Source organism: Pseudomonas sp. Z2-11 (assembly GCF_054161305.1).
Window position 1 is genome coordinate 4,274,284 of record NZ_CP096395.1, and the last position, 21,055, is coordinate 4,295,338.

Genomic DNA, 21,055 nt, shown 5'->3' on the forward strand with positions numbered 1-21,055 from the left:
GAGACACATCATGACCTCGAACGATCCCTTGCCAGCCTGCTCGATCCTGCTCTTGGCGGGTGGCCGCGGACAACGCATGGGAGGCCAGGACAAAGGCCTGCTGGAATGGCAAGGCGAACCGTTGATTGCCCACCTTCATCGGCGGACCCGGGCCCTGAGCGACGATCTGATCATCTCTTGCAACCGCAACCCGGAGCGCTACGCATTGTATGCCGATCAGTTGGTGCATGATGCCGAAGGGGATTTTCCCGGGCCATTGGCAGGCATCCGGGCGGGTCTCAAGGTGGCGCGACATGCGTATTTGCTGGTACTGCCTTGTGATGTCCCGCAAATCGACTCAAGCCTGCTCGACAGCATGCGCGAAACGGCAAGCCGCCATCCCGGCAAGCCGTTGATGGTGCGTCAGGGTGAGCATTGGGAGCCGTTGTTATGCATCATCCCACGGCTCCTGGCAGCAGACTTTGAAAGGGCCTGGGACGAAGGCGAACGCAGTCCCGGCCGCATCATGCGCAGACTGCACGCCGTCGCCTTGCAATGCCCGGCCAACGATGCCCGGCTGGCCAATCTCAATACGCCGGAACTGCTGGCCCGGCATACAGGCGTGTCAGATTGACACTAGCCAGGAACTAACATGCGATGTATACGTCTTACGGTCAGTAACTTGAAGAATCCATTTCGGAGAAACACCATGACTCAACGGACCCTCGCCACTTTCATGCTCGCGCTGGGCCTCGCCACTCTCGCCGGGTGTGCATCGCCAACAGTGATTACCCTGAATGACGGTCGCGAAATCCAGGCCGTCGACACGCCAAAATACGACGAAGACAGCGGCTTCTACGAATTCGAGCAACTGGACGGCAAGCAGACTCGCGTGAACAAGGACCAGGTTCGTACCGTTAAAGACCTGTGATCTTCAGCGTTACAGCCAGATAGAAAAAAGCCCGCAAGCATTGCGGGCTTTTTAATGCCTGGCGGAAAGTGCGATGGCTACCAGCGCAGGGCAATATCACTCTCGAAGACCCGCTCCTGACCCGTGATCGGATCGATGAAACCTAATCTCTTGGCCAACAGCTTGAGCGGGTTGGCATAGTCATCCTGGGCATCCCTAATCACATCGGGATAAAACGGATCGTTGCAGATGCCAGCCCCCAAGGCACTCATATGCACCCGCAGCTGGTGCTTTTTCCCGGTAACCGGATACAGGCCGTACCGCCACAGGTCGCCGTTCCTCTCAAGCACCTCCATGGCCGTCTCGGTATTGGGCTCGCCTGGCCCCTCCTGCATTCGGAAAAAAGGCTCGCCGTCGATCATCCGGCTTCTGTGCACACACGGAAAAGCCACTCCAGGCAGTGCGGGGGCAATGGCTTCATAACTTTTTTCGATTCGCCGCGTCGGAAACAACGATTGATAAGCCGAACGCGTCTGCGGATTGGCGGAGAACAAGACCAGCCCGGCCGTGTGCCGATCAATACGGTGCAAGGGCACCAGATGGGGGTTGTCCAGGCGCCGGATCAAACGGCGCAGCAATGTCTGCTCCACGTATTCCCCCGCCGGCGTGACAGGCAGGAAATGCGGTTTGTCCGCCACCACCAGATGCTCGTCGACGTAGAGAATCGACTCCACCACCGGGATCGGTTTTTCATCGGGCACTTCGCGAAAATAGTGGATCCGCATGCCTTCGCGATAGGGCAGGTCAACACCGATCGCCCGCCCCTCCCCGTCCAACACCCGCCCTCGGACAATCCGGTCCAGCCACTGCTCGCGGCTGATCGTGCTGAAATGCTCGCAAAGACATTCCAGCACCGTCTGCCAGGAGCCAGGCGGCAAGTACAGTGTGCTGGCCTGATGGTGGGCGGCGGAAAATGATGAACCGGACATTAAAAACTCTTGAGCGTTTACGGGGCCGGTATTATCCGCCACTCGCACAAGCCGGCACAGTGCTTATTGGCTCATGCGCGAATTGATGTCGGTTTTTCCGCTGCCTCGGTGAACTCCTTCAACCAGCGCAGCACCTCGACTGCCTCCCAACGTCCCGGGTCGTACAATGCATACAACAGCCCCTGGTAACCCACCACGTCCAATTGCTTGTGGTAACCGGCACGCTGGAACAACGCTTCGATCTCGGCAAAACAGGTGTTGAAATGCAGCTTGTTGAAGGGTGTCTTGCCTTCGGTTACCAGACCATCCAGGCGCAACTCCAGGACCGCCTCGCGCACAACGTCCGCGGACATCCTGTTCACGCTGTTTTTCAATTGTTCGACATTGACCAAGGGACGCACTCCGGATTGCTGTATGGGCATACAGTAACCGAAGAATGTCATTTCGCCAATGGCGGTGGATGGACTCAGGCGATGGAAGGTATCAACGCAGAAACGCCGCAACCCGATCAGGGTCATCGAAGGGCCAGTCCAGCTCCGCCCCTGTATCGATCCGACGGAGCACGGGGATGCGCAAGCCATAGGCTTCGGACAAGGCCTCGCTTTCGGCGATATCCACCAGTTCTACCAAGAGGCCATGCTCGACGAAAGGCATCAGCACGCCCTCGGCAACTTCACACAGGTGGCACCCCAGGGTGCCGAACAACTGGCATTCAGGCGGCATGGCAGGTAGACCCGAAAAAATAGACGATCATTCTAGGCTCGCTCCACGTGGCCGTCGAGCGGCGTACCGTGGCTCATCATGTTTCAGTAAAACGCTGACGCAAATCATTGAGCTCAAATGTCTTTTCGGCAATGCTCGACATATTTTCTCTCCTAAGCTGGATGTCAGCGTCTTGAAACGGAGTTCCTCTTGTTCGCCAACCTGCTGATCATCCTAGCCTCGTCCCTGGTAGTCATCGCCCTGTTCAGGCGATTGCGCCTGCCACCGGTACTCGGCTACCTCTGCGTCGGGCTGGCGGTCGGCCCCACAGCCCTGGACTGGGTAAACGACAGCGAGGAATTGCCGGATCTGGCCGAGCTCGGCGTGGTCTTCCTGTTGTTCTCGCTGGGGCTGGAATTCTCGTTGTCGAAGATGCTCGAACTGCGCAGGGTGGTGTTCGGCCTCGGCAGTTTGCAGGTGGTGTGTTCGGGGGTGCTGCTGGGGGGCGTGCTGGTGATCTGCGGTGCCCCGGCGCTGGCGGCACTGCTCCTGGGCGCCGGGCTGGCGCTGTCGTCCACGGCCATCGTCAGCAAGGAGCTGACCAGCCTGGGAGAAATTTTCAGTAGTCACGGCCAGAACGCTATCGGTGTGCTGCTGTTCCAGGATGTCGTTGCGGTATTACTGCTGACCCTGGTGCCGGTCTTTGCCGGCAGCAGCGAGTACGCCTGGTACTGGGCGCTCCCCGTGACCTTGGGCAAGACTCTGCTGCTGTTCGGCGGCCTGCTGCTTGCCAGCCGCTGGCTGCTGCCCCGACTGTTCCATGAAGTAGCCGCGTCCCGGTCCGCCGAACTGTTCGTGCTGCTGGCGCTGGTGATCGTACTGCTCACCGCATGGCTGACGCACCTGCTCGGCCTGTCACCGGCCCTGGGGGCATTCCTGGCCGGCATGCTGCTGGGAGAAAGCCATTACCGGCACCAGATCGAGGCCGATATACGTCCGTTCCGCGACATTCTTCTGGGGCTGTTTTTCGTCAGCATCGGCATGCTGATCGACCTTCGACTGTTCATCGACAATGGCCTGCAGATACTCGGGTTGACCCTCGGGTTGATGATCATCAAGGGCTGCGTGGTCGCCGCACTGGTCAAGTGGCGCGGCAGCGACGGCGAAACCGCGTGGCGCAGCGGGCTGGCCCTGGCTCAGGGTGGCGAGTTCTGTTTTGCCCTGATGGCATTGATGCAGCAGAACCGCCTGATGCCCGCCGACATCGGCGGCCTGCTGTTGGCCGCGACATTCTGCTCGATGCTGCTGACCCCGCTTTTGCTGCGTGCAGCGCCGGCGATTGCCGCGCGCCTGCACCGCAAACCCAACCAGGAAGCACAACTGGACCAGATCAGCGAGCTCAATGCAGGCTTGTCGGGTCATGTGGTGATCTGCGGGTATGGTCGGGTGGGCCAATCCATCGGGCGGTTCCTGCGCCGCGAAGGCCTGGCCTTTGTCGCCCTCGACGACGACCCGGTGATCATTCAGGAAGCCACGGTCGATGAGCGTTGCGTACATTACGGGGACTCACGCCGGGCAGACCTGCTGGCCGCCGTCGGACTGAGCCGCGCCCGGCTGCTGGTCATTGCGGTCGACAAGACCGACATCGCGCTGACCGTGCTCAGGGCAGCCCGACGCGTCAACCCGCAGGTACCGATTCTGGTGCGCACTCGGGACGACAGCCAACTGGCCGAACTGCAGGCCGCCGGAGCGACCGAAGTGGTCCCGGAACTGCTTGAGTCGAGCCTGATGCTCGCCTCTCACGCGCTGGTCATGCTCGGGCTGCCGGAGCAGCGTGTCCGGCATCATGTGGATCAGGTTCGTCACGAACGCTATGGCCTGCTGCACGGGTTCTACCCCGGCAACCAGGACAAGGAACCGTAGCGCAGTGTTCAGTCCTGACTGACGGCACCGATCTTGTGGACCGACAGATCGGCGCCGTAGTACTCCTCTTCCTGGGTCAGCCGCAGGCCCAGCACGAACTTGATCGCGCCATAAACCGCGAACCCGCCAACCAGGGCAATGACGACGCCCAACGCGGTGCCGACCAGTTGACTGACCAGGCTGACGCCGCCCAGGCCACCCAAGGCTTGCTGGCCGAAAATGCCGCAGGCAATGCCACCCCAGACGCCGCACAGGCCATGAAGGGGCCAGACCCCGAGCACGTCGTCGATTTTCCACTTGCCTTGGGCCGCGGTGAAACACCAGACAAACAGCCCGCCCGCGATGGCTCCGGTCGCCAGCGCACCCACCGGATGCATCAGGTCGGAACCGGCACAGACCGCCACCAACCCGGCCAACGGGCCGTTATGCAGGAAGCCGGGGTCGTTGCGCCCGATGATCAAGGCCGCCACGGTCCCGCCGACCATTGCCATCAACGAGTTGACCGCCACCAACCCACTGACTCCAGGCAACGTCTGGGCACTCATCACGTTGAAACCGAACCAGCCGACAATAAGAATCCACGAGCCCAACGCCAGGAACGGGATGCTCGAAGGCGCGAACGCCACCAGGCGCCCGTCCCGGTAGCGGCCATTGCGCGGTCCGAGCAACAGTACCGCGGCCAATGCCAGCCAGCCGCCCATGGCATGCACGACCACGGAGCCGGCAAAGCCATGGAAACTGGCGCCGAAACGGGCTTGCAGCCAGGCTTGCAGGCCGTAGTTGCCATTCCAGACCAGGCCTTCGAAAAACGGGTAGATGAACGCTACGATCAGCACCGTGGCGCACAACTGCGGTACGAACCGGGCACGCTCGGCGATTCCTCCGGAAATAATGGCCGGGATCGCGGCGGCAAAGGTCAGCAGGAAGAAAAACTTCACCAGGCTGTAGCCGTGATCGGCGCTGAGCACCGCCGCCGGCTGCAAAAATGTCACGCCGTAGGAAATCCAGTAGCCTATGAAGAAATAGGCCAGGGTCGACACTGCGAAATCGCTGAGAATCTTCGACAACGCATTGACCTGATTCTTTTGCCGGACGGTGCCTACTTCAAGGAACGCGAAGCCGGCGTGCATGGCCAGAACCATGACCGCACCGAGCAGGATGAACAGCGTGTTGGAGCTGTGGACCAGACTGTCCACGGCGCTTTGCAGATTTTCCATGGTGTTGGCAGACCTGAAGAAAGTTGAAAAGGCACCAAAGCGGTTCATTCGAGCGGCCGACGCACCAAGTTGAAACGCCGCACTCCCCTGCGAGCCGCTTTGGTGCACGAAAGCCGCTGTCGCGACGTTACGCAGCGAGGTGCTTCGCGGGTTTTGATTATTTGAGTTAAGGTTTTGCTGGCTTTTGCCCAGCTTCAGCGCACCGGCGCATGCTGACGCACCAGTACATGGCGGATGCCAGAGCAAAAGTTGTACCAGCAGTTTCACTGAACCTTCCGGCAAGGCTCATACTCGAACGCTTCAGACGTCACTTACGGAGATGCACCAATGGCCAGAACCCAGGCAAAGACTGCTCAAGAAACCTTGAAGGAAGACTTCCAGACGCTGGTCAAGGACACCGAACGGTTGCTGGACCACACGGCGACCCTGGCTGGTGATCAGGCTGACGAATTGCGCAGCCAGATCCACGAAACCCTTTTGCGCGCCCGTGAAACCCTCCAACTGACCGAAGACTCGGTACGCGAGCGCGGTCAGGCTGCAGTGATTGCCACCGAAGAATATGTGCAGGCCAATCCTTGGCAATCGGTCGGCATCGCTGCGGGCGTGGGCTTTTTGATCGGACTGCTGGCGACACGGCGCTAATGATGGGCATCGACGAATCCGGCTCGCCCGAATCGGGCACGAAGCCTACCGCTCGGCGCCTGGGCGCGGCATTCCTCGGCTTGCTGCACAGTCATGTCGAACTGTTCGGCATCGAATTGCAGGAGCAGAAGGCCCGCACCGTCAGCCTGTTGTTGTTTGCCGGGCTTGCGCTGGTTTTCGGTTTGCTGCTGCTGGTGGGGCTGTCCGCACTGGTGCTGATTCTGGTGTGGGATACCTATCGCCTCGCGGGAATCATCGGCCTCTGCCTGTTTTATCTGCTGGCGGCGTTGTTCTGCGGGCTTCGGCTCAAGGCAGCGATTTTCGATGAGTCCTCGCCTTTCCATGCCACCCTCGAAGAACTCGCCAACGACCGGGAGCGCCTGTTGCCATGAGTCGGCCCGATATTCCCCAAGCCCGTACCCGGCAGGAGATGCGCAAGGCGCTGGTGCGCCTGCGCATGGAGATGCACCGCCAGGAAATTCGCCAGGAAACCCGGCAACTGCTGCACCCGCTGCAACGGGTGCGCGGCTTTACGCAAAGCTGGCATGAGGGCTTCGGCCTGAAGCATGCGTCACTCTGGGGCGTGGCCGCCGTGTCCTTGCTCGGCTTCCTCGGCGGCAAGCGGACCCGAAGCGGACGCTCAGGTGGCTTCTCGCGACTGATCCGGCTGGCAACCGCGCTGCTACCGCTGATCAAGCTGGCCAAGACTGTACGCAAACCCTGACGGCCGTGTCCGCGAACCGACCCTGAACGGGCCTTTCCATTGGAACGGCCCGATTGAGCCGTCCGTGCGACACCCGGGTACAACAGGTCGATGCCTGCGGCCCTTGCAGGACGCGTCCCGAACCGGGAAGCTAGGGCATCGACTCACCAAACGGAGCAACTGGCCTTGGATTGGCACACCCTGCTGACTCGCGAACGCCTGGGAAAACCCCTGCACAGTCCGGAAGAACTGGGCCGCAGCCCTTTCCATAAAGACCACGACCGCATCATCTTTTCCGGTGCATTCCGTCGCCTCGGACGCAAGACCCAGGTGCATCCGGTCTCCAGCAACGATCATATCCACACGCGCCTGACCCATTCGCTTGAAGTCAGTTGCGTCGGGCGCTCCCTGGGCATGCGCGTGGGAGAAACCATCCGCGACGCCCTGCCAAACTGGTGTGAACCCAGCGACCTGGGCATGGTGGTGCAATCGGCCTGCCTGGCCCACGACATCGGCAACCCGCCGTTCGGCCACTCCGGTGAAGACGCCATCCGCTACTGGTTTCAACAGGCGGCCGGGCGAGGCTGGCTGGATGCCATGAGCGAGGCCGAGCGCAATGACTTTCTCAATTTCGAGGGTAATGCCCAAGGATTCCGGGTCCTCACGCAGCTCGAATACCATCAGTTCGACGGCGGCACCCGGCTGACCTACGCGACACTTGGCACTTACCTGAAATATCCCTGGACTGCCCGCCACGCCGACTCCTTGGGCTACAAGAAGCACAAGTTCGGCTGCTATCAGAGCGAACTGCCGTTGCTCGAGCAGATTGCCCACAAGCTCGGCCTGCCGCAAATCGAGGACCAGCGCTGGGCAAGGCATCCGCTGGTCTACCTAATGGAGGCCGCCGACGATATCTGCTACGCGCTCATCGACCTGGAAGACGGCGTGGAAATGGAGCTGCTGGAATACCCGCAGGTGGAATCGCTGCTGCTGGATCTGGTCGGCGATGACCTGCCGGAGACTTATCGTCAGCTTGGCCCGTTGGATTCCCGGCGGCGCAAACTGGCGATCCTGCGCGGCAAGGCCATCGAACACCTGACAAACGCCGCCGCCCGGGCGTTCGTCGAGCAGCAGGAGGCATTGCTGGCAGGCACGCTGCAGGGAGACCTGGTGGAACACATGCATGGCCCGGCCAAACGCTGCGTCTTGAACGCCAAGGACATGGCCCGCAAGAAGATATTCCAGGACAAGCGCAAGACCCTGCATGAAATCGGTGCCTACACCACGCTGGAAATTCTGCTCAACGGGTTCTGTGGTGCCGCCCTGGAACAACACGGCGGCCGTACACCCTCGTTCAAGAATCGGCGCATCCTCGATCTGCTGGGTAACAACGCGCCAGACCCTGACGGCCCCTTGCACAGCGCGTTCCTGCGAATGATCGATTTCATCGCCGGCATGACCGACAGCTATGCCAGCGAAATGGCACAGGAAATGACCGGTCGCACTCGTCAATGAGCTAAGCGCCGCCTTTATCGGCGGCTCACTCAACAACAGATAAACAAACTTTTCTCAAACTCGCTATCTCTACGAAATGAGCGAAACAAGCTACTGACGGACTATGCGCGCCTGATTAAAAGTTAAACATCTTGCCTCGAATAGAATATAAGACGCGCTCGTCCCACTCCATTCGCCTACCAATAACCTAAATACTTCGTGGTACCTTTCCTCTTTTCTTGTAGGAAACTTCCGAAACTGGAAATGTAGCCCCGTCTCCTCGTACGACCCTGACTTAACTGGGCTAAGGTGCGCGCTTTATTCAGTTCGCAGGGGATTTATTCATGAACTCCGTTTTCATTGTCGACGATCATCCGGTCATCCGCCTCGCCGTTCGAATGCTGCTGGAGCATGAAGGTTATAAAGTTGTAGGAGAAACCGACAACGGCGTCGACGCGATGCAAATGGTCCGTGAATGTATGCCGGACCTGGTCATACTGGACATCAGCATTCCCAAGCTTGATGGGTTGGAAATTCTTTCACGTTTCAACGCAATGACCGCCCCGATCAAGACGCTGGTGCTGACGGCGCAATCACCGACGCTGTTTGGCATCCGCTGCATGCAATCTGGTGCCTCCGGCTATGTGTGTAAACAGGAAGACCTCAGTGAATTGATCAGCGCAATTAAGGCCGTACTGTCCGGCTATAACTATTTCCCGAGCCAGGCGTTGACGCCCCTGCGTCATGATGATCCGCGCAGTATCGAGCTGGATCTTTTCAAAAGCGTCAACGATCGCGAATTGATGGTGCTGCAACTTTTCGCGCAGGGCCGTACCAACAAAGACATCGCCAAAGGCATGTTTCTCAGCAATAAAACCGTCAGCACGTATAAAAAACGCTTGATGCAGAAACTCAAGGTCAAGTCCCTGGTAGATCTGATCGAGATGGCCAAGCGCAACGCACTGGTTTGAGAAATAACAGCATGTACAGATGTCTACGCGAATTTCTTCTGCTGTCGTGCGCAGGACTCTATGTCGCGACTCTCATGGCCGCCCCGCAGTTGCCCGAGCGTTATACGCTGCTGAGTCGGGCAACGGCGGATCCCATGCAGATCAGACTCGACGCTCCCCATCGCGCCTGGCTGCAAGGTCGTCAGGAGCTGGTCCTGGGTACATCCGCACCGGATTATCCCCCGTTCGATCTTTCCACCAGTGGCCGCGATTATGAAGGCATGACTGCCGATTACGCGGGTGTCGTCGCCCAGGCGACCGGTTTGCCCATGAAGGTATTGCGCTTCAGTTCCCGTGGCGACGCGATTGCCGCGCTGGAAAGCGGGCAAATCGACTTGCTCGGCAGCGCCAACGGTTTCGAGGCCAGCAATCCGGGCATCGCCCTGTCGAAACCCTATGCAGTAGACCAGCCCGTCCTTGTTACCCGGACGGGCGACAGCCCGTCCCTGACCGAAGATCTCGAAGGGCTGCGGCTGAGCATGGCCTATCACTACCTGCCCCTGGATGAAATCAGAAAACTCTATCCCAAGGCGCAGATCACCACCTACACCTCTTACCAGAACGCCATCAATGCCGTCGCCTTCGGCCAGGCCGACGTATTTCTCGGCGACACCGTTTCTACCCACTATCTGATCAACAAGGGCTACCTGAGCAACGTCCGCATGGCCAGCTTCGGAAAACACGAAACCTACGGTTTCAGTTTCGCGGTCCGCCGGGATAATGCCCTGCTGCTGGAAATCCTGAACGCCACGCTGAGCCAGCTCCCGATTGCGGAGCAGACGGCGATCTCAAAACGCTGGAGTGCCGGCAGCGACCTGTACCTCACGGATCAGCGGATACAACTGACTGACCGCGAACAACGTTGGCTGACGAAGCATCCCGTCGTTCGCGTGGCTGCAAACGAAACGTTCGCGCCGTTTACGTTCTTCGATCCGGACGGTGATTTTCGCGGTATCAGCGCCGACCTGCTGGAACTGATCAGGCTGCGTACCGGCCTGCGCCTGGAGATCCAGCGGCGCCAGACTGACGGCGAAATGATCTCCGCGGTGGTGAAAGGCGAGGCCGACATGATTGCCGCGCTCCTGCCCAGCAGCGAACGGCAACAGTCCTTGAAGTTCAGCCGTCCCTACCTCGACAGCGCCTTTGTCCTGCTGACCCGCAAACAATCCGACACGCCCGCGACCCTCGATCAGCTCGCCGGCAAGCGTCTGGCAATCGCCGCGGGCAATCCCATCATCGACTGGCTGCGCAGCGAATATCCGCATATCCAACTGGTCGAGGCCGCCGACTCCCTGCGGGCCGTCGATATGCTCGCCCGGGGAGAGGCCGATGGCAGCGTCAGTTCGCTGGTCATGGCCAATTATTTCCTGTCTTCCCACACGCTGCGCGACACATTGCAGATCAGCAGCACCGTAGGCACCCGACAAGCCCTGTTCTCGTTGGCCAGCGCAACGAACTCACCAGAGTTGAGCTCGATCCTGGACAAGGCCCTGACCAGCATCGAACCCGCCGAACTGGGGGTCATCAACAACCGCTGGCGAGGGCATATCTCGGCGGCGGAGCTTACCTGGCGCACCTATCACCGGGTATTCCTGCAGTTTGTCGCAGGCGCTGGCCTGTTATTGCTGCTGTCCCTGGCGTGGAATGCCTACATGCAGCGGCAGATCAGGCAACGCCAGAAGGCGGAACTGGCGCTCAATGACCAGCTTGAATTCATGCATGCCCTGCTCAACGGCACCCCCCATCCGATCTATGTGAGGGACCGCCATGGGCTTCTGCAAAGCTGTAACGACAGTTACCTGGAATCGTTCAACGCAACACGCGAAGAAGTGATCGGCAAGGACGTCGCGGCGGTATCCATGAGCAATGTTTTCGAAGCGCAGGAATATCGGGCGGATTACCAACGTGTCATGGCCGAAGGCACCGCCTTGATCACCGACCGGCCACTGCAGATTGGCGCTCGGAAGCTGACGATCTATCACTGGATCCTCCCCTACCGTAACGCCGCGGGACACGTGCAAGGCATCATCGGTGGCTGGATCGACATCAGTGAACGGCGCCAGCTTGTCGAGGAACTGCATGCCGCCAAGGAACAGGCCGACGCCGCCAATCGCGCGAAAAGCACCTTCCTGGCGACCATGAGCCATGAAATCCGTACGCCTATGAACGCAGTAATCGGCATGCTGGAACTGGCCCTCAAGCATGCCGACAAGGGACAGGTCGACCGTTCGACCATAGCGGTCGCGTACGAATCGGCCTCAGGCATGCTGGAGCTGATCGGCGATATCCTGGACATTGCCCGCATCGAATCAGGCCACCTGACCCTGGCCCCCGAACGAGTGAATGTCAGCGCCTTGCTGCGCTCGGTGGTCAGGGTATTCGAGGGACTGGCCCGGCAAAAGAATCTGCTGTTGTCGCTGCAAGTAGATCCCGCCGACGACAAACACGACGTCCTGATAGACCCGTCGAGATTCAAGCAGGTGATCTCCAACCTGATCAGCAATGCCTTGAAATTTACCGAGCAGGGCGAGGTGAAGGTCCGCGCCAGGCTTTCCCGAATCGCTCACGAAAATACGTTGCGGATGCAGATAGAAGTCAGCGACAGCGGCATTGGCATCAGTCCGGTGGACATGCAGCGCCTGTTCGAACCGTTTGCCCAGGCCGACAACAGCAGCCGGATGGCCCGCAAAGGCGCGGGGCTGGGCCTGGTGATCAGCCGCCAGTTGTGCCAGATGATGGGCGGTGAGTTGTCCCTGGACAGCCAACCGGGCGTCGGTACCCAGGTCCGGCTTACCCTGGAGCCGAGCATCCTGCCCGAAACGACGATCGGCGTCCCGGCTGAGCCTGCGGTCGAAACGGCCACGGCCCGATTGAGCGTCCTGGTGGTGGATGATCACCCGGCCAATCGTTTATTGATGACGCAGCAACTGGAATACCTCGGTCATCGCCACTCCCTCGCCAACGATGGCGCGCAAGGGCTCAAGGCTTGGCATGAGGGTGATTTCGACCTGATCATCGCCGACTGCAACATGCCCGTCATGAGCGGTTACGAGCTTGCCAGGGCCATCCGCCGGTACGAGGCCGAACATCAACAGCCGCGCTGCACCATCCTCGGGTTCACCGCCAATGCGCAACCCGAGGAGAAGCAGCGCTGCAAGGAGGCCGGAATGGACGACTGCCTGTTCAAGCCGATCAACTTGAGCACCCTGAGCCAATGGATGAACACGATCAGGCCCGCGAGCCGCCCAGCCGTGTTCAATGTCCGGAGCCTGCACATGCTCACCGGCGGCGACCCGATCTCCGTCCGGCGGCTGCTGGCGGAACTGCTGAGCAGCAACCGTTCCGACCGCCAGGAGCTGCTCCAAGCCGCCCGTACCGGCCCTTCCCAAGCGCTCGCCGAAACGGCGCACAAGATAAAAGGTGTCGCCCGTATCGTGCAGGCAAATGTGCTGATCGAATTGTGCGAGGCTCTGGAAATCGCCTGTCATCAGGAGCAGGCACCCGGACAAATCGACGCCTGCGCGAAAGCGCTCCACCGGGCGATGACCGAACTGGAACAGGCGCTGGAAACGGAGATCGCCAAGGCAGGATAATCCAGTGTTTACTATGCTGTTGGCTCAGCAGTGCGTATCAGGGGGCGATCTCCCCCCGAACACTTGGAGTGACGGATATGCCCAGCGCACCGCGTCCGGAAAAACGCCGGTTTCCCCTGCACGTCCATATCAGCGTGATGTTTACCCTGCTCCTGCTGCTGACCGGCGTCGTGCTGGGCGTCTTCAACTACCGGCAAACCACCCAGATCATCCTGTCCAGCAGCGAAAAGCTGTTCAATCGAATTGAACAGGACGTACGCCTTGACCTGTACGACACCTACGAACCGATCCGTCATCTGCTGGGCCTGCTGGCCGATTACCCGGCGACGCGTGCGCCTGGGATGGCGCAACGGCTGGACCTGCTCGTGCCGTTCAGCCAGGCGCTGCGAGACAACCCGAACCTGGCGTCGCTGTACCTGGGTGACAGCAAGGGCGAGTTTTTCATGGTCCGGCCGTTGCGCACCGATGCCTTGAGGGCTGCGATGAAGGCACCGGTCGGCGCGCTGTATCAGGTCTGGACCGTGGAGCGCGCCGGCAACGAAGGCCTGGTTCGCTCGCAATCGTTGTTCTATGACCGGGACCTTAACCTTCTCAGCCGCCTGCAACATCCTGACGAAACCTACGATCCGCGCAGCCGGGGCTGGTTCCGTAGCGCCTTGAACAGCCATGAACAGATCACCACCGAACCCTACGTGTTCTTTTCCACCCGAAACATCGGCACCACCCTTGCGCGGCGCAGCGGCGCGCAGGCCGTCATCGGCGCTGACCTGACCCTCGCCGCCCTGTCCCAGACGTTGGCCAAGCACAAGGTGAGCGCCGGCACCGAAATTGTCCTGATCGACCCCCAAGGCAACGCGGTGGGCTATCCGGACAGCCCCCGGTTGATCGCCGACATTCAGTCGTCCCGCCTGATCAAGGCGCGTGACCTTGCCCCGGCCATCGCCGCTGCGCTCGATGACCACTCTGACACGCCACGCCTGGAAGCGGCCGGACGCCAATGGATCGTTTCCCGCAGCCACATGCAAGAGGGCGGGCCGCAGGGTCTGGAGTTGGCCTTGCTGGTGCCGGAGGATGAATTGCTCGCCGATGCCTATCGCCTGCGCTGGCAAGGCGCGCTGATCACCCTCGCCACGTTGCTGCTGTGCCTGCCCCTCGGCTGGCTGACCTCGCGAATCCTGGTCAAGCCCTTGCGCGCACTGGTCAAGGAAGCCGACGCCATTCGCAGCTTTGACTTCAACTACCCGGTGTCCCGCCGTTCTCCGGTGCTGGAGGTCGATCAACTGGGTGTTTCGATGGCCCGCATGAAAGAAACCCTGGCGAGTTTTTTCGAGATCACGGCCAGCCTGCGCGCTGAAACCCGCTTTGCCCCGCTATTGGAGCGGGTGTTGTTCGAGACGGTGAAAATCGGCCAGGCCCAGGCCGGCCTGATCTATCTGCGCGAACACGACGAGGAGCAAGTCAAGCCCTACGGGCTGGTGATCGATGGGACACCTCGGGACCTGCAAGCCTTCGCCCTGCGAGGCTACGCACTGAATGGCGCGGACAGCCCGCCGTGGTTACAGGAACTGGCCACCGCGGAGACCCTGGTGTCCTCGCTGGGCTTCGAGCAGGCTGCCGATTTGCGCAGCGTCCTGCTGGAACTGGATGCCCCGCGCGTGCACCTGATCGGCATCCGCTTGCGCAACCGCCATCAGGAAACCGTTGGCATCCTGTTGCTGTTGATCACAGACAGCGGCGCTGAAGCCGACCTGGAGAAACTCCAGCCGGACCGCATCGCCTTTCTCCAGGCCGTTTCCGGCACCGCGACGGTGAGCATCGAAAGCCAGCGCCTGCAAGCCAGGCAAAAGCAGCTGCTGGACTCATTCATCCAACTGCTCGCCGGGGCGATCGATGCCAAGAGCCCTTACACCGGCGGCCATTGCCAGCGAGTGCCAGCCCTGACGCTGATGCTCGCCCAGGCCGCGGCCGCCAGCCGGGCACCGGCGTTCGACGCCTACCGGCCAACGGACGATGAATGGGAAGCGCTGCACATCGCTGCCTGGCTGCATGACTGCGGCAAGGTCACCACACCCGAGTATGTGGTGGACAAGGCCACCAAGCTGGAAACCCTGAACGACCGGATCCATGAAATCCGTACCCGCTTCGAGGTACTCAAGCGCGACGCCTGGATCGATTACTGGCAGGCCCTGGCAACCGGTGGCGAGTCGTCAGCCCTGGCCCGCCAGCGCGACGCGACGCTGGCCGCCCTCGATGATGACTTTGCCTTTGTCGCACGCTGCAACCTGGGCTCCGAAGCCATGGCCGAGAGTGATTTGCAGCGTCTGCAACGCATCGCCCAGCGCACGTGGACGCGCACCCTGGATGATCGGCTGGGCGTTTCCTGGGAGGAAAGCCGACGCCAGGCGCGCACACCTTCGCCGACGCTTCCGGTGACTGAATCGCTGCTGGCGGACAAACCCGAGCATTTGATCGAGCGGCATGCAGCCGAGCTGATTCCGGCAGACAACCCATGGGGCTTCCAGCTCGATGTACCGCGCTGGAAATACAACCGCGGCGAACTCTACAACCTCAGCATCACGCGCGGCACACTGACCCGCGAAGAACGTTATGTGATCAACCACCACATGGTTCAGACGATCCTGATGCTCAGCCAGCTGCCCTTCCCCAGCCACCTGGAAAACGTTGCGGAAATCGCCGGCGGCCATCACGAGAAAATGGATGGCACCGGTTATCCGAAGCGACTCAAGCGCGAGCAGATGAGCCTGCCGGCTCGAATGATGGCGATTGCCGATATCTTCGAAGCGCTGACCGCAGCGGATCGCCCGTATAAAAAAGCCAAGAAGCTGAGCGAAGCCCTCGGCATCATGGCCACCATGTGCCGCGACGCCCACATCGATCCCGAGCTGTTCCAGCTGTTTGTCGACGAGCGAATCTACTTGCTTTATGCCGATGAGTTCCTGGACCCGAGCCAGATCGATGAGATCGACCCGGGCAGCCTGCTGGTCAATGCCGGGCTGAAGGCGTGATCAGCAATCGGTCAGCCGCAGGAAGATTGCCGCCAGTTGCTCGATGCCGGCCTGGTCGTGCTCGGTGAAGCGCGCCGGTTTCGGACTGTCCAGGTCCAGCACGCCGATCAGTCGTCCCTCCTTGACCAGCGGCACCACCAGTTCGCTGTTCGAGGCGCTGTCGCAGGCAATGTGCCCGGGAAACGCGTGGACATCTTCGACACGCTGGGTTTGGCGAGTCGCCGCCGCCGTGCCGCAGACACCACGACCGAAGGGAATGCGCACACAGGCAATCTGGCCCTGGAACGGCCCCAGCACCAATTCCTCGCTGCGGTTGAGGTAGAAACCGGCCCAGTTCAGACCCTCCAACTGACTGAACAGGAAAGCCGAGAATTGCGCGGCATTGGCGATGAAGTCGCGTTCATCCGCCAGCAACGATTGCAGCTGTGCCGACAACAGGCCGTAGCCTTCGAGGCCGTCACCGGTGTGGGTCAAATCGATCATGCCTTGTGCTCCAGGAGTTTGAGGCCCACCCAATAACGGGCAAATTGATAGGCGCAACGTCCGTTGCGGTTGCCACGTCCGGTTGCCCAGCGCACCGCCTGCACATCCAGTGCTTCGTCACGCTGCCAGTCGAGCCCGGCCTTGGCCGCCAGCTCGCCGATCCAATGCTCTACCACATCGAGGAAATGCTCCTGGGTAAATGGATAGAACGACAGCCACAACCCGAAGCGGTCGGACAAGGCGATCTTGTCTTCCACCGCCTCGCTGGGGTGCAGCTCGCCGTCGACCCGTTTCCAGTTCTCGTTGTCGCTTTCCTTTTCCGGTACCAGGTGACGGCGGTTCGAGGTGGCGTACAGCAGCACATTGTCCGGCGCCTGTTCCAGGGAACCGTCGAGCACACTCTTGAGCACGCGGTAGTCGCCTTCGCCGGACTCGAACGACAGGTCATCGCAGAACAGCACAAAACGCTGGGGCAGTTTTGCCACCTGCTCGACTACCCGGGGCAGATCGGCCAGGTGGTCACGCTCGATCTCGATCAAGCGCAGGCCCTGCCCGGCATGCTCAGCCAGCAAGGCCCGTACCAGCGACGACTTGCCGGTGCCGCGCGAGCCCCAGAGCAAAGCGTGGTTGGCCGGCATGCCATCGATGAACTGACGGGTGTTGCGGCCCAGTTGTTCAACCTGACGGTCGACACCGATCAGGTCCGACAGGCGCATGTCGAGGCTGACCGTCAACGGCATCAGGAAACCGCTGCGCCCGTCACGTTGCCAGCGCGCGGCCAGGGTCTGGTTCCAGTCGATGTCGGGCCGCGGGGCGGGCAACAAGGGCTCGATACGGGCAAGCACCGCATCGGCGCGCTCAAGAAAAGCATTCAATCGGGCGTCCACGTCTTTTCCTCGGACAAGTTCACGGTAATGATGACGCTACAGCGACGAAACGACGAGGCCAGCTGCGGGTCTGTTTCAGACAATGCAAACCGGCCGCACCGGTATTCGGAAATGATCAGCTATGCTTGACCGGCGAAGGGAAACGTAAGTGGTTCACCATCCCATGGACATCAGATTCACCCAACGGCTGTCGTACAAACAGGCTCGACTGACCGTCATGGTGGGTTTCGTGCTGGGCACCTTCCTAAGCCTGGTACAGATCGGCATCGATTATGCCAGCGAAGACGCGTCGATCAACCGTGAAATCCTCTCGTTGCTGGAAATCAGCCACAACCCGGCCTCGCGCATCGCCTATAACATCGATGCCGAGCTTGCCCAGGAACTGGCCCTGGGCCTGTTGCGCTCGCCGGCCATCGTCGGCGCCGAACTGATCGATAACAACAATACGGTGCTGGCCAGCGTCAAGCGACCCGAGCTGCAAAGCAGTTACCGATTTATCAGCGACTCGCTTTTTGGCGCCCAACGACAGTTCGAAGACCGGCTCTACCTGAATCATTCGCCGGGCGAGTCCCTCGGCGTGCTGCGACTGGATGTAGACACCTATGCGTTCGGCAGCCGTTTCCTGCGCCGGGCCGAGGTGACACTGCTCAACGGTTTCGCCCGCAGCCTGATCCTGACCGGCCTGCTGCTGGCGCTGTTCTATGTCATGCTGACCAAACCCTTGGTGCGGGTCATCCGCGAACTCAGCAGCCGCGACCCGGGCAGCAGCGAACAGCGCCCGCTGGAATGTCCTTCCGGCCACCAACACGACGAAATCGGCGTGCTGGTATCGGTCGCCAACCAGCAGTTCGAGAATGTCTCCACTGAAATCCAGCAACGGCGCGCGGCTGAAAATCGTCTGACCGATTACCTGGCGCAACTGGAGAATATCGTTTCGGCGCGCACGGCCGAGCTCAAGGCCATCAATGCCCGGCTCAGCCAGTCCAACGAGGAGCTGGATATTGCCCGGCGCACCGCCCTCGACATGGCTGACGCGCGCTCCGCGTTCCTGGCCAACATGAGCCATGAGATCCGCACCCCCCTCAATGGCTTGCTCGGGATGATCGCCCTGTCCCTGGATGGGCCGTTGACGGCCGAGCAACAGCAACAGCTGTCGATAGCGCATGACTCCGGCAAGGTATTGGTCGAACTGCTCAACGACATTCTCGATCTGTCCAAATTCGACGCCGGCCAACTGGAACTCGAACGTATCCCGTTCGACCTTGGCGCGCTGGTCGAAGACACCGCCAACCTGCTGTCGCAGAACGCGGCGCCAAGCGTCGAACTGGCGTGTCTGATCGACCCGCAGTTCCCGGCCCAGGTACTGGGCGACCCGACCCGCGTTCGCCAGATCGTCAGCAACCTGCTTTCCAACGCGTTGAAGTTCACCCGTTTCGGTCGGGTCGATGTGCGATTGAGTCACTATGAAGGCGGCGTGCGGGTCGAGGTCTGGGACACCGGCATCGGCATTCCCCAGGAGGACCAGGCGCGGATTCTCCAGCCGTTCACCCAGGCCGGCGCGGGCATTACCCGCCAGTTCGGCGGCACCGGGCTGGGCCTGGCACTGACCTACAACCTCTGCGAGGCGATGCAGGGCCGGTTGACGATCAGTTCCGAGGCGGGCTTCGGAAGCCAGTTCTGCGCCGAACTGCCGCTGCCCGCCCACAGCCCGGCCGCGCCCGTCGAGACCTTGCGGGGCAACGTGGTCGCCATCACCACCGCCAACAGCGGGCTGGCCGAATTGCTGGGCATGTTGCTGCCGGTCTGGGGACTGGACTACATACAGCGCACCGTGGACGACGGGTTGCTGGGGCTCAAGCCGGACATCCTGATCACCGATTGCCCGGAATGCCTGTTCAATTTACGCCCGACCTTCGACGCCCCGATCCTGCTCGTCACCGCCTATGGCAGTTTCATGCCCAGCGAAGAAGCCGCCGCCCTCGCGCCTTTGCTGCAGCAGGCCCGACCGCTGGCGCGCCACGCGCTTTATCAGATCCTGCGCCGGGCCCTGCAAAGCGAGGCGACGACCATCAACGACGCGCAGATCGAAGCACTGGCGCCCTCGCGGCGTGGCCGGGTGCTGCTGGTGGAGGACAACCCGGTCAACCAACTGGTGGCCAAGGGCATGCTGGTCAAGCTGGGCTGTGAAGTGGTGGTCGCGGCCCATGGCGCCGAAGCCCTGGATCAGCTCGAACAACAAACCTTCGACCTGGTCCTGATGGACTGCAACATGCCGGTCATGGATGGTTACGAAGCCAGCCGGCAGATTCGCCGCAGCGGCCGCTGGCCGGACCTGCCGATCGTCGCGCTGACGGCCAACGCGATGCCCGAGGAGCGCGAACGCTGCCGGGCCGCCGGCATGAGTGATTACCTGTCCAAGCCGTTCCGTCGCGAGGAACTGGCGGCATTGCTGGACCAGTGGGTGCCGACTACGTCAGCCCTTTGATCTGCTTGAGCAGGTGATCCAGGCCATCGCGCAACTCGCCCACGCGATCCAGATCGATCCCGCTGTCGCACAGCAGGCGCGCCTTGAGCGGGCCGACCTGCTCGCGCAAGGCGCGGCCCGCATCCGACAGGCTCAAATGTACCTCTCGCTCATCCTGGACCGAGCGTTGGCGGCGGATCAGACTCAGTTGCTCCAGGCGCTTGAGCAACGGCGTCAGCGTGCCGGAATCCAGCAGCAAACGCTCTCCAAGCGCCTTGACCGTGGGCTGCTCCGGGGTGTTGTCCTGCCATTCCCACAGCACCAGCATCGCCAGGTACTGCGGATAGGTCAGGCCAAGCTGATCGAGCATCGGCTTGTAGCCACGAATCACCGCCCGTGATGCGGCGTACAGCTTGAAGCACAACTGACTGTCGAGCTTCAGCGAATCGACTGACAGGTCGCTCATTTGAGCAGGGCTTCGATCTCGCCGGTGAGATCCTCGGGCTTGGTGGTCGGGGCGAAGCGCTTGACCACCTGGCCGTCCTTGCCAATCAGGAACTTGGTGAAATTCCACTTGACGCCCTTGGACCCCAGCACACCGGGCGCCCGTTGCTTGAGCTGGACAAATAGCGGATGGGCGTTTGCCCCGTTGACATCGATCTTCTTGAACAACGGAAAACTCACGCCGAAGTTGAGCTCGCAAAACTCGGAGATCGCCCCTTCGTTGCCTGGTTCCTGCTTGCCGAACTGGTTGCAAGGAAAGCCCAGCACCACCAGGCCCTGGTCCTTGTAGGATTGCCACAAAGCCTCAAGACCTTTGTACTGCGGGGTGAAGCCGCATTGGCTGGCGGTGTTGACCACCAGCACGGCCTTGCCGGCGAAATCGGCGAGCGTCTTCTGCTCGCCCTTGATGGTGGTGCAGGGAATGCTCAGCAGATTGTCGGTCATGGGACGGCTCCAGAGGGAAGTTGGATGCCGAAGATAGCGAGCAATTAAATTGTGTGCAATTTAATTGTCGTTAATGCGGAATCAA

19 protein-coding genes are annotated in these 21,055 nt (G+C 60.9%); 11 read left to right on the plus strand and 8 right to left on the minus strand.

Annotation, left to right across the window (positions count from 1 at the left end; all coding sequences use genetic code 11):
- Window positions 1-10 precede the first annotated feature (10 nt).
- The gene (gene mobA / locus M1E16_RS18855) at window positions 11-613 is read left to right on the plus strand and encodes a molybdenum cofactor guanylyltransferase MobA (RefSeq protein ID WP_458128118.1); all 603 of its coding nucleotides are present in this window, start codon (window positions 11-13) and stop codon (window positions 611-613) included.
- Between the two features lie 75 nt (window positions 614-688).
- Window positions 689-910: a YgdI/YgdR family lipoprotein gene (locus M1E16_RS18860; protein ID WP_025212647.1), complete on the plus strand. Its 222-nt coding sequence runs from the start codon at window positions 689-691 to the stop codon at window positions 908-910.
- Window positions 911-987: 77 nt separating this feature from the next.
- Here M1E16_RS18860 and M1E16_RS18865 read toward each other — a convergent pair whose 3' ends face one another.
- From M1E16_RS18865 to M1E16_RS18875, 3 genes are all read right to left on the minus strand, one after another.
- Complete coding sequence (locus M1E16_RS18865; protein ID WP_434601390.1) at window positions 988-1,878, minus strand: pseudouridine synthase; 891 nt, start codon at window positions 1,876-1,878, stop codon at window positions 988-990.
- Window positions 1,879-1,949: 71 nt separating this feature from the next.
- Window positions 1,950-2,270, minus strand: coding sequence for a transcriptional regulator (locus M1E16_RS18870; RefSeq protein ID WP_434572844.1), 321 nt, complete (start codon window positions 2,268-2,270; stop codon window positions 1,950-1,952).
- A 91-nt stretch (window positions 2,271-2,361) separates the two neighbouring features.
- Window positions 2,362-2,601, minus strand: coding sequence for a glutaredoxin family protein (locus M1E16_RS18875; protein WP_434574141.1), 240 nt, complete (start codon window positions 2,599-2,601; stop codon window positions 2,362-2,364).
- Window positions 2,602-2,790: 189 nt separating this feature from the next.
- Here M1E16_RS18875 and M1E16_RS18880 point away from each other — a divergent pair, with 189 nt between their 5' ends.
- Entirely contained in the window at window positions 2,791-4,503 is a 1,713-nt protein-coding gene (locus tag M1E16_RS18880; RefSeq protein ID WP_458128119.1) for a cation:proton antiporter, read from the plus strand.
- A gap of 8 nt (window positions 4,504-4,511) precedes the next feature.
- Here the strand turns inward: M1E16_RS18880 and M1E16_RS18885 are convergent, their stop codons facing one another.
- Entirely contained in the window at window positions 4,512-5,720 is a 1,209-nt protein-coding gene (locus M1E16_RS18885) for an ammonium transporter (RefSeq protein WP_458128120.1), read from the minus strand.
- 327 nt (window positions 5,721-6,047) lie between these two features.
- On the opposite strand from M1E16_RS18885, the gene M1E16_RS18890 reads away from it, so the two are divergent.
- The 7 genes from M1E16_RS18890 to M1E16_RS18920 all read left to right on the plus strand — a co-directional run bounded on the left by M1E16_RS18890 (window position 6,048) and on the right by M1E16_RS18920 (window position 16,188).
- Window positions 6,048-6,362, plus strand: coding sequence for a DUF883 family protein (locus M1E16_RS18890; RefSeq protein ID WP_434572838.1), 315 nt, complete (start codon window positions 6,048-6,050; stop codon window positions 6,360-6,362).
- A gap of 2 nt (window positions 6,363-6,364) precedes the next feature.
- The gene (locus tag M1E16_RS18895; protein WP_305499799.1) at window positions 6,365-6,754 is read left to right on the plus strand and encodes a phage holin family protein; all 390 of its coding nucleotides are present in this window, start codon (window positions 6,365-6,367) and stop codon (window positions 6,752-6,754) included.
- Window positions 6,751-7,086, plus strand: coding sequence for a hypothetical protein (locus M1E16_RS18900; protein WP_434572837.1), 336 nt, complete (start codon window positions 6,751-6,753; stop codon window positions 7,084-7,086). Before M1E16_RS18895 ends, M1E16_RS18900 begins: the two co-directional genes overlap by 4 nt.
- A gap of 165 nt (window positions 7,087-7,251) precedes the next feature.
- Window positions 7,252-8,580 carry a deoxyguanosinetriphosphate triphosphohydrolase gene (locus M1E16_RS18905; protein ID WP_458128121.1) on the plus strand — a complete coding sequence of 443 codons (1,329 nt, stop codon included), beginning with the start codon at window positions 7,252-7,254 and terminating at the stop codon, window positions 8,578-8,580.
- Between the two features lie 323 nt (window positions 8,581-8,903).
- Window positions 8,904-9,530, plus strand: coding sequence for a response regulator transcription factor (locus M1E16_RS18910; RefSeq protein ID WP_305499795.1), 627 nt, complete (start codon window positions 8,904-8,906; stop codon window positions 9,528-9,530).
- Window positions 9,531-9,604: 74 nt separating this feature from the next.
- Window positions 9,605-13,162, plus strand: coding sequence for a transporter substrate-binding domain-containing protein (locus M1E16_RS18915; protein WP_458130344.1), 3,558 nt, complete (start codon window positions 9,605-9,607; stop codon window positions 13,160-13,162).
- A gap of 77 nt (window positions 13,163-13,239) precedes the next feature.
- Window positions 13,240-16,188 (plus strand): HD domain-containing phosphohydrolase, encoded by a 2,949-nt coding sequence (locus M1E16_RS18920; RefSeq protein WP_458128122.1) that lies wholly within the window; start codon window positions 13,240-13,242, stop codon window positions 16,186-16,188.
- On the opposite strand, the gene M1E16_RS18925 is transcribed toward M1E16_RS18920, so the two are convergent.
- Complete coding sequence (locus M1E16_RS18925; protein ID WP_434629478.1) at window positions 16,189-16,671, minus strand: GAF domain-containing protein; 483 nt, start codon at window positions 16,669-16,671, stop codon at window positions 16,189-16,191.
- Entirely contained in the window at window positions 16,668-17,558 is an 891-nt protein-coding gene (locus tag M1E16_RS18930; RefSeq protein WP_434629475.1) for an ATP-binding protein, read from the minus strand. Before M1E16_RS18930 ends, M1E16_RS18925 begins: the two co-directional genes overlap by 4 nt.
- Before the next feature lie 163 nt (window positions 17,559-17,721).
- Between M1E16_RS18930 and M1E16_RS18935 the strand changes: the two genes are divergently transcribed.
- Window positions 17,722-20,043 (plus strand): response regulator, encoded by a 2,322-nt coding sequence (locus tag M1E16_RS18935; protein ID WP_458128123.1) that lies wholly within the window; start codon window positions 17,722-17,724, stop codon window positions 20,041-20,043.
- On the opposite strand, the gene M1E16_RS18940 is transcribed toward M1E16_RS18935, so the two are convergent.
- Together M1E16_RS18940 and M1E16_RS18945 are read right to left on the minus strand one after the other, a co-directional pair.
- The gene (locus M1E16_RS18940) at window positions 20,027-20,488 is read right to left on the minus strand and encodes a MarR family winged helix-turn-helix transcriptional regulator (protein ID WP_434572825.1); all 462 of its coding nucleotides are present in this window, start codon (window positions 20,486-20,488) and stop codon (window positions 20,027-20,029) included. The genes M1E16_RS18935 and M1E16_RS18940 overlap by 17 nt on opposite strands.
- Window positions 20,485-20,970, minus strand: a complete 486-nt coding sequence (locus M1E16_RS18945; protein WP_458128124.1) for a glutathione peroxidase — start codon at window positions 20,968-20,970, stop codon at window positions 20,485-20,487. The genes M1E16_RS18940 and M1E16_RS18945 overlap by 4 nt, the downstream gene beginning before the upstream one ends.
- Between the last annotated feature and the right edge of the window lie 85 nt (window positions 20,971-21,055).

What these genes read in the sequence shown, in the direction of transcription:
- M1E16_RS18875 (WP_434574141.1), bottom strand. Translation starts at nt 2,601, where the DNA reads ATGCCGCCTGAATGCCAGTTGTTCGGCACCCTGGGGTGCCACCTGTGT.
- M1E16_RS18935 (WP_458128123.1), top strand. Translation starts at nt 17,722, where the DNA reads ATGGACATCAGATTCACCCAACGGCTGTCGTACAAACAGGCTCGACTG.
- M1E16_RS18940 (WP_434572825.1), bottom strand. Translation starts at nt 20,488, where the DNA reads ATGAGCGACCTGTCAGTCGATTCGCTGAAGCTCGACAGTCAGTTGTGC.
- M1E16_RS18910 (WP_305499795.1), top strand. Translation starts at nt 8,904, where the DNA reads ATGAACTCCGTTTTCATTGTCGACGATCATCCGGTCATCCGCCTCGCC.
- mobA (WP_458128118.1), top strand. Translation starts at nt 11, where the DNA reads ATGACCTCGAACGATCCCTTGCCAGCCTGCTCGATCCTGCTCTTGGCG.
- M1E16_RS18915 (WP_458130344.1), top strand. Translation starts at nt 9,605, where the DNA reads ATGGCCGCCCCGCAGTTGCCCGAGCGTTATACGCTGCTGAGTCGGGCA.
- M1E16_RS18945 (WP_458128124.1), bottom strand. Translation starts at nt 20,970, where the DNA reads ATGACCGACAATCTGCTGAGCATTCCCTGCACCACCATCAAGGGCGAG.
- M1E16_RS18890 (WP_434572838.1), top strand. Translation starts at nt 6,048, where the DNA reads ATGGCCAGAACCCAGGCAAAGACTGCTCAAGAAACCTTGAAGGAAGAC.
- M1E16_RS18895 (WP_305499799.1), top strand. Translation starts at nt 6,365, where the DNA reads ATGGGCATCGACGAATCCGGCTCGCCCGAATCGGGCACGAAGCCTACC.
- M1E16_RS18900 (WP_434572837.1), top strand. Translation starts at nt 6,751, where the DNA reads ATGAGTCGGCCCGATATTCCCCAAGCCCGTACCCGGCAGGAGATGCGC.
- M1E16_RS18885 (WP_458128120.1), bottom strand. Translation starts at nt 5,720, where the DNA reads ATGGAAAATCTGCAAAGCGCCGTGGACAGTCTGGTCCACAGCTCCAAC.
- M1E16_RS18860 (WP_025212647.1), top strand. Translation starts at nt 689, where the DNA reads ATGACTCAACGGACCCTCGCCACTTTCATGCTCGCGCTGGGCCTCGCC.
- M1E16_RS18865 (WP_434601390.1), bottom strand. Translation starts at nt 1,878, where the DNA reads ATGTCCGGTTCATCATTTTCCGCCGCCCACCATCAGGCCAGCACACTG.
- M1E16_RS18925 (WP_434629478.1), bottom strand. Translation starts at nt 16,671, where the DNA reads ATGATCGATTTGACCCACACCGGTGACGGCCTCGAAGGCTACGGCCTG.
- M1E16_RS18920 (WP_458128122.1), top strand. Translation starts at nt 13,240, where the DNA reads ATGCCCAGCGCACCGCGTCCGGAAAAACGCCGGTTTCCCCTGCACGTC.